Annotated in this window: 17 protein-coding genes; 1 reads left to right on the top strand and 16 read right to left on the bottom strand. The window is 28.8% G+C overall.

Going from position 1 to position 17,915, the window contains the following annotated elements:
• Nucleotides 1-47: 47 nt before the first annotated feature.
• From IC758_RS03060 to IC758_RS03020, 9 genes are all read right to left on the bottom strand, one after another.
• A complete protein-coding gene (locus tag IC758_RS03060; protein WP_227433609.1) occupies nucleotides 48-884 on the bottom strand; it encodes a deoxyribonuclease IV in 837 nt (278 codons plus the stop codon).
• A gap of 297 nt (nucleotides 885-1,181) precedes the next feature.
• On the bottom strand, nucleotides 1,182-1,745 hold the full coding sequence (locus IC758_RS03055; protein ID WP_227433610.1) for an ArsR/SmtB family transcription factor: 564 nt from the start codon (nucleotides 1,743-1,745) through the stop codon (nucleotides 1,182-1,184).
• A 97-nt stretch (nucleotides 1,746-1,842) separates the two neighbouring features.
• Nucleotides 1,843-2,772 (bottom strand): glutaminase A, encoded by a 930-nt coding sequence (gene glsA, locus IC758_RS03050; RefSeq protein ID WP_227483645.1) that lies wholly within the window; start codon nucleotides 2,770-2,772, stop codon nucleotides 1,843-1,845.
• Between the two features lie 345 nt (nucleotides 2,773-3,117).
• Nucleotides 3,118-4,785: a nucleoside kinase gene (locus IC758_RS03045; protein WP_227433612.1), complete on the bottom strand. Its 1,668-nt coding sequence runs from the start codon at nucleotides 4,783-4,785 to the stop codon at nucleotides 3,118-3,120.
• A 73-nt stretch (nucleotides 4,786-4,858) separates the two neighbouring features.
• The gene (locus tag IC758_RS03040; protein ID WP_227433613.1) at nucleotides 4,859-5,614 is read right to left on the bottom strand and encodes a sugar phosphate isomerase/epimerase family protein; all 756 of its coding nucleotides are present in this window, start codon (nucleotides 5,612-5,614) and stop codon (nucleotides 4,859-4,861) included.
• A 9-nt stretch (nucleotides 5,615-5,623) separates the two neighbouring features.
• A complete protein-coding gene (gene lepB / locus IC758_RS03035) occupies nucleotides 5,624-6,160 on the bottom strand; it encodes a signal peptidase I (RefSeq protein ID WP_227433614.1) in 537 nt (178 codons plus the stop codon).
• Nucleotides 6,161-6,334: 174 nt separating this feature from the next.
• Nucleotides 6,335-6,871 (bottom strand): signal peptidase I, encoded by a 537-nt coding sequence (gene lepB / locus IC758_RS03030; protein ID WP_227433615.1) that lies wholly within the window; start codon nucleotides 6,869-6,871, stop codon nucleotides 6,335-6,337.
• A 100-nt stretch (nucleotides 6,872-6,971) separates the two neighbouring features.
• Nucleotides 6,972-8,282, bottom strand: a complete 1,311-nt coding sequence (locus IC758_RS03025) for an RsmB/NOP family class I SAM-dependent RNA methyltransferase (RefSeq protein ID WP_227433616.1) — start codon at nucleotides 8,280-8,282, stop codon at nucleotides 6,972-6,974.
• Nucleotides 8,283-8,323: 41 nt separating this feature from the next.
• On the bottom strand, nucleotides 8,324-9,076 hold the full coding sequence (locus tag IC758_RS03020; RefSeq protein WP_227483648.1) for a PrsW family intramembrane metalloprotease: 753 nt from the start codon (nucleotides 9,074-9,076) through the stop codon (nucleotides 8,324-8,326).
• A 250-nt stretch (nucleotides 9,077-9,326) separates the two neighbouring features.
• Here IC758_RS03020 and sleC point away from each other — a divergent pair, with 250 nt between their 5' ends.
• Complete coding sequence (sleC, locus tag IC758_RS03015; RefSeq protein ID WP_227433618.1) at nucleotides 9,327-10,598, top strand: spore cortex-lytic germination protein SleC; 1,272 nt, start codon at nucleotides 9,327-9,329, stop codon at nucleotides 10,596-10,598.
• Nucleotides 10,599-10,816: 218 nt separating this feature from the next.
• On the opposite strand, the gene IC758_RS03010 is transcribed toward sleC, so the two are convergent.
• The 7 genes from IC758_RS03010 to IC758_RS02980 form a co-directional block, all read right to left on the bottom strand.
• Complete coding sequence (locus IC758_RS03010) at nucleotides 10,817-11,473, bottom strand: hypothetical protein (RefSeq protein ID WP_227433619.1); 657 nt, start codon at nucleotides 11,471-11,473, stop codon at nucleotides 10,817-10,819.
• A gap of 362 nt (nucleotides 11,474-11,835) precedes the next feature.
• The gene (locus IC758_RS03005) at nucleotides 11,836-12,411 is read right to left on the bottom strand and encodes an indolepyruvate oxidoreductase subunit beta (protein ID WP_227433620.1); all 576 of its coding nucleotides are present in this window, start codon (nucleotides 12,409-12,411) and stop codon (nucleotides 11,836-11,838) included.
• Nucleotides 12,411-14,192, bottom strand: a complete 1,782-nt coding sequence (gene iorA / locus IC758_RS03000) for an indolepyruvate ferredoxin oxidoreductase subunit alpha (RefSeq protein ID WP_227433621.1) — start codon at nucleotides 14,190-14,192, stop codon at nucleotides 12,411-12,413. Before iorA ends, IC758_RS03005 begins: the two co-directional genes overlap by 1 nt.
• A gap of 426 nt (nucleotides 14,193-14,618) precedes the next feature.
• Nucleotides 14,619-15,014 carry a hypothetical protein gene (locus IC758_RS02995; protein WP_227433622.1) on the bottom strand — a complete coding sequence of 132 codons (396 nt, stop codon included), beginning with the start codon at nucleotides 15,012-15,014 and terminating at the stop codon, nucleotides 14,619-14,621.
• A gap of 411 nt (nucleotides 15,015-15,425) precedes the next feature.
• Entirely contained in the window at nucleotides 15,426-15,833 is a 408-nt protein-coding gene (locus IC758_RS02990) for a hypothetical protein (protein ID WP_227433623.1), read from the bottom strand.
• A gap of 213 nt (nucleotides 15,834-16,046) precedes the next feature.
• Entirely contained in the window at nucleotides 16,047-17,369 is a 1,323-nt protein-coding gene (locus IC758_RS02985; RefSeq protein ID WP_227433624.1) for a M56 family metallopeptidase, read from the bottom strand.
• Nucleotides 17,370-17,379: 10 nt separating this feature from the next.
• A complete protein-coding gene (locus IC758_RS02980; RefSeq protein ID WP_227433625.1) occupies nucleotides 17,380-17,739 on the bottom strand; it encodes a BlaI/MecI/CopY family transcriptional regulator in 360 nt (119 codons plus the stop codon).
• Nucleotides 17,740-17,915: the final 176 nt, after the last annotated feature.

The raw sequence follows: 17,915 nt of genomic DNA, 5'->3' as shown, positions 1-17,915 counted from the left end.
ATGCTACTTAAATAGCATCAAAATATTATTTACATCATATCAAAATACTATTTACTAGATAAAATTTCTTTAATCATCTTAATCTCTCTCTTATGACCTTCTTCATCAAAAGGTGTTTCTAAGAAGAATGGCAAATCTTTAATGCTTGGATGTTCCATAAAATCAGTTAAAGCTTTTAGCCCTATCTTACCTTCACCTATAGGAGCATGTCTATCTTTTTTATCCCCAAATGGCATCATACTATCATTTAAATGTATAGTTTTTAATCTATCTATACCTATAATCTTGTCAAATTCTCCTAAAACTCCATCCAAGTCATTAACTATATCATAACCAGCTGAAAAAATATGACATGTATCAAGACACACACCTATTCTTTCTTTATGTTCGACATTGTCTATTATGCTCTTTAACTGCTCAAAACTAAATCCTATTTCAGTCCCTTTTCCTGACATTGTTTCAAGGAGTATAGTTATATTTTCATCTCCTTTAATAGCATTGTTTAGCCCTTTTACTATCCTATCTATACCAAAGTCTACTCCACCACCTACATGACTTCCAGGGTGAAAACACATGTATTCTATACCTAGTGAATCCATTCTTCTTATATCTTCATCTATTACTCTTGTTGCGAATTCATAAACATCATCCTTCACTCCACCTAGATTCATAGTATATGGAGCATGTGCAAGTAATGGTGCAAAATTGTTTGCTTTTCTAATTTCTTGAAATTTAGCTATATCTTTCTCATCAAATTCTTTAGCATTTCCTCCTCTTGGGTTTCTACTAAAAAATTGAAATGTATTTGCATCAATATATACAGCTGTTTCAGCTGCCTTTGCAAATCCTTTTGCTATTGAAATATGTGTTCCTAATTTAATCATATTAATCTCCTTTTGGTTGTACATAATTTTAATTTATAAATTTTTGATACTTAAGTCTTAATTTTAGTATAACTATAATTAATTTCGTATATATTAATTCTAAATTTTAATATTTATAGTTTAATTATACCCATTTTGATAAATTTCAAAGAGTATATTTAGTCATTCAAATAACAAAAAAATAGAGATTAAAAATCATTATTTTACTCATGCTCAAAAGTATTTTTTGATTATTAAGTAAATTCTGATGTTCAATCTCTAATCTTATGTTTTATAACTAATACATAATTAATGATTCTAATTAGGACATTCTTCTTCAACTGTAGGAACTACAACCATAGCTATATCATACTTAGAACCTTCAACGCTGTCTTGTCTTTTATTTAAAATTTCATCTATCTTTGATTTCATAGTATCATTAAGTTCAACTAATTCATCATGAGTAAGAGAAATATCATGATAATCAACTATATTTTCATTTTCTAAAACATCTTCCTCTGCTGCTTTATAAAAAACTTCACTCATATTTTCAAATCTTGATATGTACAATTCTTCTTTTTCTTCCCCATTGTCTAAAGAAAAATTAAGTATCCTATTCCCTATAACCACATTTTTTGCACTTGGATAATAATATTTTTCCACAATCCCCGACTTTATTTTTTCCTCAACTAATTCTAAAATACCAACTTTGTATAACATTTTTATGTGGTAGTTTATTTTTGCATGAGGTTCTTCCAATAATTGAGATAATTGTTTTGCTGACAATGGCGATTTGTCAAATGCTTTTAGAATATCTATTCTACGTGGATGTGCAATAGCCTTTATGCACTCCAAATCTCGTAATACCAATACCTCTTTCATTGACCCCTCCTAAAAAATTTATTTAATTCATATTTCTTTACAATTTAATTATATATTAAATTATATGTTGTTGTCAAAAAAATCCTTTCTTAAAATTTTAAAAAATATTTAATCTGAGTTTATTTGACAACTCCTCTAAAACTTTAACTCCTGCGACGCTGTTACCTTTTTTGTCAAGTGCAGGTCCATAAACACCAATACCCATACGTCCTGGCACAGAAGCCATTATACCACCCCCAACTCCAGATTTTGCAGGAATTCCAACTTTAATAGCAAATTCCCCAGAAGCATCATACATTCCACAAGTCATCATAAATGTCTTGACAATTCTAGATACCATTTCACTCATTAAATGCTCTCCATTTTCTATGTCTACTCCATAATTAGCAAGATTTATACCAATTCTCGCTAAATCTATAGAATCCACCTCAATTGAGCATTGTTTAAAATAAAGGTCTAAAACATCTTCTACATTACCTCTGATAAATCCATCACTTTTTAACAGATAAGCCATAGCTCTATTTCTATCTCCAGTCATTTTTTCAGACTTATAGACATCATAATTTATTCCTATGTTATCATTTCTTGCCAATTTTCTAAAAAAGCTAAGCATTCTTTCTTCTTTTTCTTCCAAACAGCTCCCATTTATAAGAGAAGTGGTAACTATTGCTCCTGCATTTATCATTGGATTACAGGGCTTTTTAGTATCATTAATCTCAAGTTTCATTATAGAATTAAATGGGTCTCCACTTGGCTCCATTCCAACATTTGAAAAAACGTCTTCCCAGTCATTGTCCATAAGTGCCATGGCAAGCACAATTGGTTTTGAAATGCTTTGTATTGTAAATTTTGTGCTACAATTTCCAGCACTATAAATGTTATTTTCACTATCTATAATACAAATTCCTAAATCATTTCTACGAGCATTTTTTAATTCTGGTATGTAACTAGCAACTTGTCCATAATTTGTATATTTTTTATTAGAACTTATAATTTCTTTTAATAATGTCTCATCTAACGTATTCATATGCACCTCATCATCTTATGTTATATACTCTATTTTAGCACAAGTTTATACTATAATAAAACAGTGTTAAAAGAAATTATACTTTAAAACTATTTTTTGCAGACTTAACTTTATTTTTCAAACATATTATAAAAAATATCATAATATTATAAAAGGAGTATTAAAGTTAAATAGTATTTATTATCTATACTAATTCTCACAAAACAAAGAATTTTTGATAACTAAATAGAATTTTCACTTTAATACTCCAGCAATATTACTTAAAATATAAACCATAGATTATTCAGTATCTCTAAAAAAATATTTAGTTCAATATGAGTACAATAAAATAATCAATAATACATGCTAATCAACTATTTTACTTCCTCCAATAAATTCCCTAAGGATTGAAGTTCCTGGTATATCAGAAATATCATCTAGTTCAACAAAATACTGTAAAAACTTTAATAATCTAGTAGCTTCAATATAAGCAGGATTATCTTCATCTATTTCCTCCAATAGAGGCTTAGCAAATCGCTTTAAAACCGCTAATTCATACACACAAGCGGAATTAAATATAGCATCTGCTTCATCTTGATAAGGGAATATATTTTTCTTTTCTCCTCTTCTAACTGATGCCCATTGCAAAATAGTATTATCAGCGCTATATCCTCTAAAATTATAATCTCTAACAATTCTTCTTATCATTCTCAAATCGGCAGTAGGAATTCTATTATGGTCATCTAAATTTATTTGAGTAAGGGCACTTATGTATATCTTAAATTTATCTTCATCTGGTATAGATGCTGTTAAAATAGGGTTTAGCCCATGTATACCTTCTAATATAATTGGTTGATTTGAGTCTATCTTTATCTTTTTACCAGTATATTCTCTTTCCCCAGCTTTAAAGTTAAACCTTATATCCTCAATTTCTTCACCTGCTAAAAGTTTATTTAAATCTAAGTTGAATCTCTCTAAATCTATAGCATAAATTGACTCAAAATCATAGTTTCCATATTCATCTAAAGGAGTATGTTTTCTATCTATAAAATAATCATCTAAAGATATTGAAATCGGATTTAAGTTATTTACTCTAAGATGTATTGATAGTCTATGAGCAAAGCTTGTTTTTCCAGATGATGATGGTGCTGCTATTAAAACTACTCTCTTATTGTTATCTTTTATCATATCTGCTATTTGAGATAGTTTCTTTTCATGTAATGCTTCAAATGTTCTTATTATATCTCCATATTCATTATTTTCTATTATTCTGTTAAGTGATACTACCTTATCAATTCCCATTAGTCTTGACCATTCTTCTGCTTCATAATATACGTTTGATAGCTTAGGTTGAGGTATAAATTTCATAGGTAGAGTCTTATCTTCTTCACTAGGCCCTAAAATTATAATACCTCCATTGTAAAGTATGATATCAAACGATTTTATATAACCAGTTGATGGCAACATATATCCATAAAAATGGTCTATATAGTTTCTACATTTATATACTTTAGCACTATCATATTCCTTGTATTTCAAAAGTTCTGCTTTTTCATACATCTCATTATTTTCAAATATAGAAATAGCTTCATCCCTCGTAACTTCTATTTTTTCTATAGTGTAGTCATTATTTATTATCTCTTTCATTTTATTTTTTATATTTTCAACATCAACTTCTTTAAGTTTTCTCTCTATATGAACTTCACAATATAGTCCACCAGATAGTGAATGTTCTATTGTAACTCTGCTGTCCCAAAATATCTCTCTACAAGCCATCACAAACACAAATGACATGACTCTAAAGTAAACTCTTTCTCCATCTTCATTTGTCGTATCCAAAAACTCTATCTCACAATCCTTTTTCACTCTATAATTTAACTCTTTCAATTTATTATCTACAACCGCAAGTGTTATATATCCTTTATGTTCATCACAAAACTCTTTTGCTATATCTCCTAGTCTAATTCCCAAAGAATTTTCGTCTAATGAATACTCCTTACTTCTTCCGTCTATTTTTAAATTTATTTTCTTCACTTCAACATCTCCTTCCTTTTGATGAATATACATTTTAATCAACGAGGCATATCAACAAGATAAAGAGAGGTATTTAACCCTCTCCTACAATATGATTCAATTTACTTATAGTATCTTCAATGTCTTCGTAATTTATTTCTAATACTAAATATTCTGCATCTAATTTTAAAACCTCTTTAACACTCTCTTCAGATAAAATACCTCTTCCTATACCAACATGTATATCATTGATACCATCATTATCACTTAAATGTATCAATTTTATCTTATCTTTCAAGTTATTTAAATAATCATCCTCATCAATTAAACAGTGTCCAGTATCGTAACAAAAACAAATCTTAGAATTTTTAATCCTCTTAAATATATATTCAAAATCATAGGATATATTTCCAATATTTGAAAAATCCCCACCTTTTGAATAAGTATTCTCTATACAAATATGTGAATCTGTATTTATTTTATTAAAAAAATCTACACTATTATCTAAATACTTGTCCCTATTATTTTTAAGTCTATTTGTCATAACATAACCCAAATGAAGATTAAAGTACCTTATATCAAATCCTTTTAGCTCTAATTCTATCTTCTCAATAAAACTTATCCATGAAGCTCGTATATATTCTATATTTTCACAAGTGTTTAATTCCATAGGTAAATGTATCCCTATAGACAACCCTAGTTTAGAAATTCTCTGCTTATATTTACATAACTCACTACATTCATATATATTATCAATACCAATTTCCAAATGAGTTATTTCCTTTGTACTTTCACAAAGTTTTAAAGCACCCTCAATATTAAATAACAAAGATGCCACACCAACTGCCATACAAATCACCTACTCAAAAATACCTATTTGTGTAAAAGGAAACACTCTTAAAATAACTTTTCCTTTAATATTTTGTTCATCCACTAATCCTACTTCTTTATACCTACTATCTAAACTTACTTCTCTATTATCTCCCATAGCAAATACTTTACCTTGAGGAATCACCATATCAATCTCGCCTTCAGTATAATTATCATGTATATATGAAACTTCATTTAATAACTTACCATTTATATAAACCTTAGAATCTTTAATTTTTAAATGGTCTCCTGGTACACCTATAACCCTTTTTACTAACTCTTTTTTTCTCCCATTATCTTGCAACAAGTCAGTCTTAAATATCATTATATCTCCACATTTTGGTTCTGATAATTTATATGTTATTCTATTTGCCACTAAGTAATCGTGTGGTTTAAGTGTTGGGTACATTGATTCTCCATTTACTAATGTTGGTTTTATAAAGCGAGTTATAATAAATGCCAAAAAAAGTGCAGTAATAATTATTTTTATCCACTCTACAATCTCTTCTTTAATAGTTTCATTCATTCACAAATTCTCCTTTATAGTTATATTATCTTTATTGATAATGCTACTTTTAAGCACTATCTTTTAGATAAGTCTACTAAATAAGGTGTTGTCTTTTTTATATAGACAACTATTGTGCATGGTCTGGTGATTTCAGTTAATCAGCGATTGCTCCAAATTTTATATTTATAATGTTTAGTCAATAGTTCCTATCTTAGAAAATGGATACAATCTGACTAGAACTTTTCCTAGAACGGTGTGCTCGTCGACCAATCCAACCTCATCGTATCTACTATCTAAACTTCTTTCTCTATTGTCTCCCATTGCAAATAATTTTCCTTCTGGAACTACTATATCAATATCTCCATCAGTACGATTATTATGTATATAGGAAACTTCATCTAACAATTTATCATTTACATATACCTTGGAGTCTTTTATCTTTACATGGTCACCAGGAACCCCGATAACTCTTTTTACTAAATCTTTTTTCTTTCCATTTTCTTCTGTTAAGTCGGTTTTGAATACTATTATATCTTTGTATTTTGGCTCTCCTACTTTGTACGCAATTCTATTGACTATCAAATAATCACGTTCTACAAGCGTAGGATACATTGATTCTCCTTTAACTATTGTTGGCACTATAAAACGCGTTATTGCAAATGCCAAAACAAGAGCTATGACAATCACTTTTATCCACTCTACAACTTCTTTTTTAACTGCTTCACCCACTAAAATCGTCTCCTCTGTGTTCAATATTAAGTCAATCTACAGCAAAACTAATCTACCATAAACTTACAATATAAATATTATACTTCTTTTTTCTAATAGTTTAAAATACTTTTCTAAGACCTTTAGGGTAATGATTCTTAATTGTACCAGCAGATTCTTTTCCCCAACCTAAAGGTATATCTTCAACTGATACCAAAACCCATCCTCTACTTTCATTAGAATTTATAACATCCCCTTTTAAATATTTAAGAATTGATTCGCTTTGTACACTAAAGTTTTCAACGTTTTTTACATCTTCAACTTTTAAGTAATGAGATAATGCATGAGAAGGCTCAAATCTATTCTTCTTTAAAACCCCTAAATGCAAACCGTATCTCAATACTTTTAGTTTTTTTGTATCTGGATATATTTCAGGAAGTAGGTACAAATTTTCTCCTCTTAAATAAAATTTATTTTTTTTATTACTATAAAAATCAGTCTTTAAAAATTTCTTTTCAAACTCCCTATAATCCTTTATTTCTTTATCTAAATTTTTTATTTTTAATTCTTTTACATTACTTTCTTCTTCTTCTAATTTTTTTATCTTAGCTACAAAATGACCTTCTCCCTTTATTTTATGAGGCCATAGCCTTTCCATCTCAACAAGTTCTGCATGTGGATATTCACTGATAAACTCATTTATAACATGTTCATTCTCCTCTTTTGAAAAAGTACATGTTGAGTAAATTAAAATACCATCTTTCTTTAACATTTTATATCCATCTCTTATAATCTCTTTTTGAATAGATTGGCATTCAATTACTTTTGCCTGACTCCAATCTAAGATGGCCACTTCATCTTTTCTAAACATCCCTTGCCCAGAACAAGGAGCATCTATAATCACCTTATCAAAATACCCATTAAATGTCTTTCTTAAGCTATTAGAATCAGTATTTGTTATTATACAATTTCTCGCCCCAAATCGTTCTAAGTTTTCTCCTAGAGCTTTAATTCTACTTGTATTAATCTCATTAGAAACCAATAAACCTGTGTTGTTTAATCTAGATAATATATATGTAGATTTGCCACCAGGTGCAGCACACATATCAAGTACTTTATCTCCTTCTTTAATATCTGCTTTTGGTATTACACTCATTGCAGAAGGCTCTTGTAAATAATATGCTCCAGCCTCATGTAATGGATTTCTACCAGGCCTATTAATTTTATCATCATAATAAAAACCTTCATCTGCCCACGGTATCTGATATAAATCAAATAAATTTAAATTCAATAGTTTTTCTTTATCAATTTTTAGTGTATTTATTCTAAGACCAGTAGTCTTTTCTTCATTATAACTTTTTATAAAATCATCATATTCATCTTCTAGTATTTCTCTAATATCTTCTAAAAATTCTTTTGGTAAATTTGCCAAATTTATAATCCCCCTTTTTATCTGCGTTACTTGTTCGTCATTTATTTTCTTTTCTTTTTCTTTAAGTTTCCAAAAAACACTTTTTTAGAGTTATTCATATATTTTTCAAGTTTATCAAGATTTATTTTCCACAAAATTATGACATAAACTATAAATAATATAATAGCCCATCTATATTCTATCATCAATATAAAATCAAAAACTCCATGTAATAAAATCGGAATTAATACAGCCATAAATAAGTATTCACGTTTTTTAATTTCATTCCCCTCAAACTTATACTTAGAAATATAATATCCCATAGTAATAGCAAACATTACATGAGCTGGAATGGAGATAACTGCTCTATTAATACCAACCTGTAGTGCTAAATTTCTACTTTCAGAGAAAATATAAACTATATTTTCAATTGTTGCAAATCCTAAAGATAAAAATACAGAATAAATAATACCATCTAATTTTTCAGTAAAATGCTTTTCTTTAATCAATGAAGGAATTAGTATTAAAGCTTTTACACCTTCTTCCACAAGACCTGCAACTATAAATGATACATATAATAATTCTGAATATCCTTCAAATACATTAAACTTCATTAATAGATTTTCTAAAAGAATAATTATAACACTTAAAAAAGCACCTATCATAAAAAATTTAATTAAATGGATTAGTGGCTCTCTACAATATTTATCTTTAGATCTTATCCAAAACATACCTATTAATATAGGTACTACTGCTAATAAAAATAAATCCAGCTTCATAGGTAATTTTCCTTTCAAAGTTTTTAATTCATTCATGTTTTATAATTACTACTTATTTTTAGTTTATTTGTGTTTTAAATATACACTTACTTTTAGTTTATTTTCTTTCAGCTTTTATTTTAAATTTTTCTACACTCAAATTTATATACTAAACTCTTTATCATTTGATAGGTTAAAAATACTTAAAAAAATTTAAATTTATATCTATATTATTTAACAAATCTCAAGCCATATTCATATCTTGAAATATAAGGGAACTAAATTCATTTAAAGAAAGGGTGATTTGATGCAAGATGGTTTCTTAACAGTAAGTATAATTGATGCTACTAACAATAGACCCATTCAAAATGCAACAGTAAACATATATTCAATGTCTAATGGTAGCCAAAGCTCATCAACTTTATACCAGAACCTAATAAGTAATGAATCTGGTCAAGTGACTGGATTAGTATTACCAGCACCAGATGTAGATTACTCTCTACAACCATCTGATGTTAGACCTTACAGCCAGTATATAGTAGAAGCTATAGCAGATGGATATGAGACAGTTGTCATAGAAGGGACACAGTTACTAGCTACAATTGAGGCGAGACAAGGAGTACCTATGTTTCCTAGAACAAGAAGTAAACGTTCCTTCTCAAGACAAAGTGAATTGATTTTTGATATAGGAGAACATACTTTATATGGTACTTATCCTCCTAAAATTCCAGAAAGTAACCTAAAACCATTACCACCACCTACTGGTTTTGTTGTATTAGATAACCCTGTAGTGCCTGAATTTATAGTAGTTCATGATGGTTTGCCAGAAAATACATCAGCGGCAAATTATTGGATTCCATTTAAAGAGTACATTAAAAACATAGCCTCATCTGAAATATATTCAACTTGGCCTGAGCAGACAATCTACGCAAATGTAATAGCTATAATATCATTTACTTTAAATAGAGTCTTTACTGAATGGTACAGAAACAAAGGATATAACTTTACAATCACCTCATCAACAGCATATGACCATAAATTTATAAACAATAGAAACTTATTTGAACCAATTAACGTAGTTGTAGATGCTATATTTAATACATTTATAAAAAGACCTCCTACATCAAGACAGCCACTACTAGCTCAATATTGTGATGGTCAAAAATCTCAATGTCCTAATCAAATGACTCAATGGGGTAGTAAGGACCTAGGTGACCAAGGATACGATTATGAAAGAATACTAAGATATTTCTATGGAGACGAAATAGTGTTTGAAAAAGCTCCAGTAGTTAGTGGTGTACCAGTATCATTTCCTGGAACTACACTACAAGTTGGTTCTTCTGGACAATACGTTAGAACTATACAAAACCAGTTAAATGCTATATCTAATTCTTATCCAGCTATACCAAAAGTGAGGGAAGATGGAATCTATGGTACAGATACAGAAAATTCTGTAAAAATATTCCAAGGAATTTTTGGTTTACCTCAAACTGGAGTAGTTGACTTTAAGACATGGTATGAAATATCCAGGGTTTACGTAGCTACAACTAGAATAGCTTCTTTAAATCCTCTAATTTAGATTTTAACTAACCTATTAGCTTAACATAAAAAATGGCTGTTATAAACTACTATCTGTTATAAGTTTTTTAACCTATAATCATAATAGTCTTAGCAGCCATTTTTTGTAGTTATAACTTATTATTTTAGAACCTTAAAACTCTTAAATGGGGGATTTTAAGCTTCTTAAAAACAGCAATCAATAATTCTAACTTAATAACTCTAACTTTATTAATAATCTTAATTTGTAGCTTTAGATTTATTGGCTAATGCTAAAATTAATCCTAGAGCTATAGATGCAAAAGCAGAGGCAATTACTCTATATTCAGCAGGGAACAAGAATACAATTGTATGACATGGTATCCAGAAAAATGGTATAGTTTTCAAAACACTAAAACCAAGATAGGCATTCCAGTCTACAACATTTACTACATCTTTAAGAACTACCTTAACACCCTTTCCAACTTCATATTTTTTATCTATAAAGCAATCCATAACCTTATGGAATAAAAATACAGTTGGTGACATTAATATATTCATAGTTGCACTCTTAAATAGAGCATTTGCAAAAGCTATTCCTTCAAATGGAAGCATACCATCTACTTGTGCCTGCCCTACACCTGCTGAGTAAATTGACATAGCATATGTTGTAACTACACCTATAATTCCCCAAACTACAGCTCTGTAAAAGATTCCTACTGGTATTTTCCAGTCTTTATGCAAAATTCTAGCACCAAGTAAGTCTCCCATTGTTGCTAACACAGCAAACTTGAAAAAACCTCCAATATATGGATGTGCACCTGTTGCTTCCATAAATACCGCTCTACTACTTGGTATCACTAAAATAGCAATAAGACAAATAAGAACTCCACTCCATATAAAATCGCCTTTTTTCATATCATAAATACTATTTAATAATCTAAATAGTTCTCCTTCCTTTCAAGTATTTATTTTATTGTTATCTCTATATAAATATATTTATTAAATATTGCTTACTTAGGTATTCATTTTCCATGTTTAAATTGATAAAATTTCATTTTTAAATAACTATCTCAGTAAATAGCTATTGCATTAAATAACTATTACATATAGTTTTTTTTGCAATTATTTTTTAACCCTTTATATATTATATTTTTAATTAATCTTTCCTAACCCTTTTTGTATTATATCTATAATTAATCTTTCCTAACCCTTTGTATATTATATATAATTATTTTTTCTGATTCTTTATATAGTTTTTTATCTGTAATTTTTATTTTCTAAATATTCATCCCTTCTCTTAAAGCTTTTATATTAATTTCTATAAACTTAGGTTTAACCTGTTGTGATACTATCTTTTCCCAATCTATATCATTTTCTAACTGTAAAGCCTTAATCAATGCTCCCAAAAGTACTACATTCATAACCTTCTCATTTCCAAAACCTCTGGCAATATCAACTGCCTTTATCACTGTTACATCCACTTTTTCTTTAATATCGTCTATTATATTTTCAGGATAATCCACTCTACCTGTTAAAATTGGTGCAGAAGGCATTTCATAATCATTTACTACTAATTTACCCTCAGGCTTAAGAAAATCAAGATATCTTAAAGCCTCCATAGTCTCAAATGAAACTAATACGTCAACATCTCCTTTTCCAAGTATAGGAGAGTGTACTTTTTCTCCATATCTAACTTGTGTTGTTACACTTCCACCCCTTTGAGCCATACCATGAACCTCTGACATCTTAACATCATATCCAGCATCTATAAGACCAGCAGAAAGTATTTTACTTGCTAAAACAGTACCCTGACCTCCTACTCCTGATAACAATACATTTTTAACCTTTTTCATTACTTTTCACCAACCTTTTTTATAGCATTTACTGGACATACTTGTGCACATACTGTACATCCTACACATTGAGCCTGATTTATACTTGATTTCTTTTTAGATTTATCAAATCTCAAAGCAGGGCATCCTGTTGTAAGGCATTTCTTACATCCAATACATTTCTCATCATCTACGCTACAAATTGATGGTGTAAGGTCGAATCTTTTTTTATCATCTTCTGTAAATTTTTTTAATGCACATGGCCATCTAGTGATTATTACTGAAGGTTCATCAATTGATAAAGCCCAATTTAATGCTTCTTTAACTTCATTCAACATGTTAGGATTAACTACCTTTACATTTTTACAACCCAAAGCTTTTACTATAGTCTCAATGTCCATCATTTCAGTAACATCACCTTGCAATGAAAATCCAGTTCCAGGATTTTCTTGATGACCAGTCATTCCAGTAATTCTATTATCAAGAATACATGTTACAGTATTACTTTTGTTGTAGATTATATCTATGAGACCATTTATTCCTGTATGAAAGAATGTTGAATCTCCTATTGTAGATATAGTCCTCATGTTAATATTATTTTTAGTAAATATCTTTTGTGCTCCATGAGCTACACCTGGCCCTCCTCCCATACATATACAAGTATCTTTAGCATTTAAAGGCTCTGCTCCTCCTAGACCATAACATCCTATATCTCCACTTATAAGTACATTTTTAACCTTTCCTAGCTCATAGAAAAATCCTCTGTGTGGACATCCTGCACATAAAGTTGGAGGTCTGCCAACTATTTTTTCTTGGCTATACTCTATTAGTTTTCTTTTTTCTCCCAAAATTGATTGAGCTATAATATCTGGATTTAACTCACCTATATTAGGTATCTTTTCTTTTCCAATACATGGTATGTTATTTTCTTTAAGATGTTCTTCTATATAAGGTTCTAATTCTTCGATTACATAAACAGTTTCTACTTGTTCTGCAAAACCTCTTATCTTCTTTGTTGGAAGAGGATATGTAAATCCTAATTTTAAATATGATACAGTATCTCCAAACACATCTTTAGCATACTCATAAGAAGCTCCTGAAGTTATCACGCCTATTTTCTTATCATTCCATTCTATAAAGTTTAAGTCAGTTTCATTAGAAAACTCTTCAAGCTTTTTTAATCTATCTTCAAGTTTAATTCTTAATCCTCTTGAAGTTGCTGGAATAGCATCAAACTTAGAAAGATTTCTTTCATATTTTTTTACAATTGTTTCTTCTTTTTCTCCTAACTCAACAAGTCCTTTACTATGACATATTCTAGTCACCATTCTAAATAAAACTGTTGTATCGTATTTTTCACTTATCTCAACCGCAGCCTTTAGCATATCCTTACATTCTTGGCTGTTGCTTGGTTCTATCATAGCTATCTTTGCAAATTTAGCATAATGTCTATTATCTTGTTCATTTTGTGATGAGTGCATGCCAGGGTCATCTCCAGATACAATAATCATCGCACCATTTACTCCCATATATGCATATGTAAATATTGGGTCTGCAGCAACATTTACTCCAACATGCTTCATAGCTGCAAGGGCTCTACCTCCTGCAATAGAGGCTCCTATTGCTGACTCTACTGCTACTTTCTCATTTGGTGCCCACTCTGCAATTATGTCATCTTTATATAGTGCTATATTTTCCAATATTTCAGTACTTGGTGTTCCTGGATAAGCAGCTGCATAAGATATGCCTGCTTCGTAAGCACCACGTGCTACTGCCTCATTTCCTGTAAGCAATTGTTTCATGCTTTCCCCCTCCTTAGAAATAATACCTCTTTGATAACTTAGTGTATTTGTTAGCGATACATTTTAGAAGCTATCAACTATATATTTATTATCAATACAATTTAAATATTGATAGCAAATAATAATATGAATCCATAAATTTATAATATTGTTCTTATTTTATTTACTAAGCAATTGCCATGCCAATAGCCTTAATTTTTTTAAAACTCACTTTTAAAATACCAAATTGCCATTTTTCTTTAAATTTTAATGACTCTAATAATTAAGAATTAATTTTCGTTAGAATTTTCATAATATTTTCAATATTATTTTAAATAAAAAAAAAGTAATGTTAACATTTCTTAACATACATTAAAAAATGTTAACATTACAAGCTGAATTAGTACTCTTACTTTGTCTAGATTTACTTTTGTATCATTTAATTATTTAACGACCATAGAAACCTATCAATCCATTTCCATTGTCTATTCTAATAGGTTTCATAATCTTTAAACCTTCATTTTTTATCTTTTCTAAATCTTTTTCCATACTCTTAATTGTATTTTCAAGGTCTTGTGAACTTAAGTCTTTAACTTGTGTAGTGTCTTTAGCATACTCTTTTAATTCTTCAATACGCTTAGCATATTCTTCATAAGTGTAATACTCAACTCCATATTTTTCTAAGTCAGCAGGCTCAGTTATTCCTGATTTTATTAGAGAATCAAATTTATCTAACGTAATATTAGATACATCACTACTTCCATCTGCAAATACTGCTCCTGTTCCTCCTAATACTATAGCAGATGCCATCATTGTACTTATAAGGGATTTTTTTATTTTCATAACTCATATTCCTTTCTTAGAGATTTATTTGGGTAGTGTAGTTCACAATGACTATTGCAATAGTTATTAACTACACCTTTAGACTATCATAATAGTCATATTTATGTCAAGTATTTCTACAACGTTTTTTAGTAAAAATCCATATTTTGAATAAAAAAAGTAATGTTAACATTTCTTAATACATATAAAAAATGTTAACATTACAAACTGGGTTTAATACTTTTACTTTGACTAGATTTATTTTTATACTATTTAATTTGTTTATTTTTTACTTCTCTATCTTCATATAGACTTTAAGCCTTTTGTTATCGTTTATTTGTTACTTGTTTTGTTCTTGTTTACTATGTTTAATTACGCTTATTTAGTTTTTTAAATACTTTTTCCACCTATATCTAAAAAATTTAATATTAATTATTCAGCTCTAGATAAAGAAACTGCCAATTGAGTTCCATCTTCATTATCTATTACGATAGGTTTCATTATCTTTAAGCCTTCAGTTTTTATCTTTTCTAAATCTTTTTCCATAATCTTAATTGTATCTTCAAGGTCTTTTGAACTTACATCTTTAACTGCTGAAGAGTCTTTAGCATATGCTTTTAACTCTTCAATCTGCTTAGCGTACTCTTCATAAGTATAATACTCAACTCCATGTTTTTCTAAGTCAGCAGCATCAGTTACACCTGATTCTACTAGAGATTTAAACTTAGATAACTCAATATTAGATACATCGTCATTTCCACTTGCAAATACTGCTCCTGTTCCTCCTAGTACCATAGCAGATACCATCATTGCACTTATAAGGGATTTTTTTATTTTCATAATTTATATTCCTTTCTTAGAGATTTATTTGGGTAGTGTAGTTCATTATGACTATTGCAATAGTTATTTACTACATCTTTAGACTATCATAATAGTCATAATTGTGTCAAGTATTTCTATAAAATTTTTTAATAAAAAATACTATCTCAAAATAAATTTAATTATTTTAAGATAGTATTCCTAATTCTCAACCCATCCTTATTTGTCATATATCTAGTTGCTTTCAGAATCTTTATACTGCAATTTATTATTTGTTAAAATCTTCATACTTTTTGTTACAGATATCTTCTTAGAAATATTATCAGTTGGTACAACTGAATACTTTGACATATTAGAATACACTTCTTCTACATCAACCTTTGAAGTAATTTTCTGCATTTTATATGTTTCTGATGTACTTAAATCAATGCTTTCATCACTTTTAGCTGATAATCCCACAGAAATATTTGTATTATTTATCTTAGATTCTATTTTTAATGGCTGACCTCCTATTGAAAAGTCGTTTTTATTACTTTGCTCAATTTCCATTAGATTAAAAGATTCAACTTCATCAATTTCTTTATTTCCAGTTGCAAAAACAACACTAGTCCCACAAATTAACACAGCTGAAACTAAAAAAGTAATATAGGTTGATTTTTTAAACTTCATAACATTAACTATTCTTTCTTCTATCTTTGTCTTTCCAAATCCGTTATAAAGTGTCATTGGAAATGTATTATGTTCCTCTGCTAAACTTATAAGCGTAGTTGCATAATCAGCTCTATATTCTTCACCAACTATACTCATTACCTTTTCATCACAACTAAATTCTATATCTTTATTCAATAAAAAAAGCATTACCCAAACTAAAGGATTGAACCAATGGACAGCAAGAGCTACAATCATAAACAACTTCAATATATTGTCAAACCTATTGATATGAACCAATTCATGAGTTAAGACAAAGTTTAGAGTTTGGTTATTGCTATAGTCCATTTGTTTTGGCAAAATAATATTCGGTTTTAAAATACCAGTTGTAAGAGGTGTTTTAGTAAATTCAGAAATACAAACAAAGAATTTTCTAAGACCTCTATTATCATATGCCCACTTTTTAATAAATTCATGATTTTTTATATGTATCGAAGTTTTAAAAAGATTAATCGTCCTGGTATACTTAAAGCATAAAAACATAATAAAAGTAATAGAGATTCCAAACGTTAAAATACTTGATATTTCCAATGCTGTAAAATTCTCAAGATTGAATAAAGCCTTAGAATCTCCAAAATTATTCTTACTGATAGAATTATTATTCTTCTTAATTGAATAATCCACAGCGGATGCATTTCCCAATTGAGCATCAAAATTTGACTCAATAATGCTATAAATACTAAAAGTAGAATTTAAACTTACTGGTACTAAAAGTTTAAACAAAACAACTAACCATAATAATACAAATACTTTTTTAGGCAATTTTTTAAACAAACATGCTCTTATAAAAATAACAATTAAAATTAAAACCCCAGAAGTAACACTCATTTCTAACAATTTAGTGAACATTAATCTTACCTCACTTTAATTTCTCAACAATTTGTTTAAGTTTTGTAATCTCATCACTTGAGAGATTTTCTTTATTAATAAAAGCTGAAAGAAATTTCTCTGAAGACCCTCCAAACATTTTATTAATTAAGCTTTCTGTTTCATGCTTCTGAACTTCTTCTTTGCTTATTAAAGGTCTACAAACAAAGTTTGGTTCAATTCTTTCTATTGCACCTTTTGATACTAATTTTTTTATAACTGTATACGTAGTGTTTCTATTCCATCCTGTTTCTTCCTTTAAAACTTTTACTAATTCCCCTGCCTTACTTTCTCCTATCTCCCATAGAACTTCCATAACCTTAAGTTCTGAATCAAATAATTTTATTTCCATATAAAATCGCTCCTCAAATATGGTTATCACAATAGTCAATATTATAATTTAAAACTATCACAGTAGTCTATGTGATGTCAACCATTTATTTTTTTAATAACAAAAACTGTCCTTTAAAGAAATAGTTCTTGTAAAAGACAGTCTTGTCATTTTTATACTTTAATATCTAAATAAAG

This window comes from Clostridioides sp. ES-W-0016-02, from assembly GCF_020641035.1.
Taxonomy (GTDB): Bacteria; Bacillota; Clostridia; order Peptostreptococcales; family Peptostreptococcaceae; genus Clostridioides.
This window is presented reverse-complemented; position numbering and strand designations above follow the sequence as displayed.

What these genes read in the sequence shown, in the direction of transcription:
- IC758_RS03060 (WP_227433609.1), bottom strand. Translation starts at nt 884, where the DNA reads ATGATTAAATTAGGAACACATATTTCAATAGCAAAAGGATTTGCAAAG.
- IC758_RS03055 (WP_227433610.1), bottom strand. Translation starts at nt 1,745, where the DNA reads ATGAAAGAGGTATTGGTATTACGAGATTTGGAGTGCATAAAGGCTATT.
- glsA (WP_227483645.1), bottom strand. Translation starts at nt 2,772, where the DNA reads ATGAATACGTTAGATGAGACATTATTAAAAGAAATTATAAGTTCTAAT.
- IC758_RS03040 (WP_227433613.1), bottom strand. Translation starts at nt 5,614, where the DNA reads ATGGCAGTTGGTGTGGCATCTTTGTTATTTAATATTGAGGGTGCTTTA.
- lepB (WP_227433614.1), bottom strand. Translation starts at nt 6,160, where the DNA reads ATGAATGAAACTATTAAAGAAGAGATTGTAGAGTGGATAAAAATAATT.
- IC758_RS03020 (WP_227483648.1), bottom strand. Translation starts at nt 9,076, where the DNA reads ATGAATGAATTAAAAACTTTGAAAGGAAAATTACCTATGAAGCTGGAT.
- sleC (WP_227433618.1), top strand. Translation starts at nt 9,327, where the DNA reads ATGCAAGATGGTTTCTTAACAGTAAGTATAATTGATGCTACTAACAAT.
- IC758_RS03010 (WP_227433619.1), bottom strand. Translation starts at nt 11,473, where the DNA reads ATGAAAAAAGGCGATTTTATATGGAGTGGAGTTCTTATTTGTCTTATT.
- IC758_RS03005 (WP_227433620.1), bottom strand. Translation starts at nt 12,411, where the DNA reads ATGAAAAAGGTTAAAAATGTATTGTTATCAGGAGTAGGAGGTCAGGGT.
- iorA (WP_227433621.1), bottom strand. Translation starts at nt 14,192, where the DNA reads ATGAAACAATTGCTTACAGGAAATGAGGCAGTAGCACGTGGTGCTTAC.
- IC758_RS02995 (WP_227433622.1), bottom strand. Translation starts at nt 15,014, where the DNA reads ATGAAAATAAAAAAATCCCTTATAAGTACAATGATGGCATCTGCTATA.
- IC758_RS02990 (WP_227433623.1), bottom strand. Translation starts at nt 15,833, where the DNA reads ATGAAAATAAAAAAATCCCTTATAAGTGCAATGATGGTATCTGCTATG.
- IC758_RS02985 (WP_227433624.1), bottom strand. Translation starts at nt 17,369, where the DNA reads ATGTTCACTAAATTGTTAGAAATGAGTGTTACTTCTGGGGTTTTAATT.
- IC758_RS02980 (WP_227433625.1), bottom strand. Translation starts at nt 17,739, where the DNA reads ATGGAAATAAAATTATTTGATTCAGAACTTAAGGTTATGGAAGTTCTA.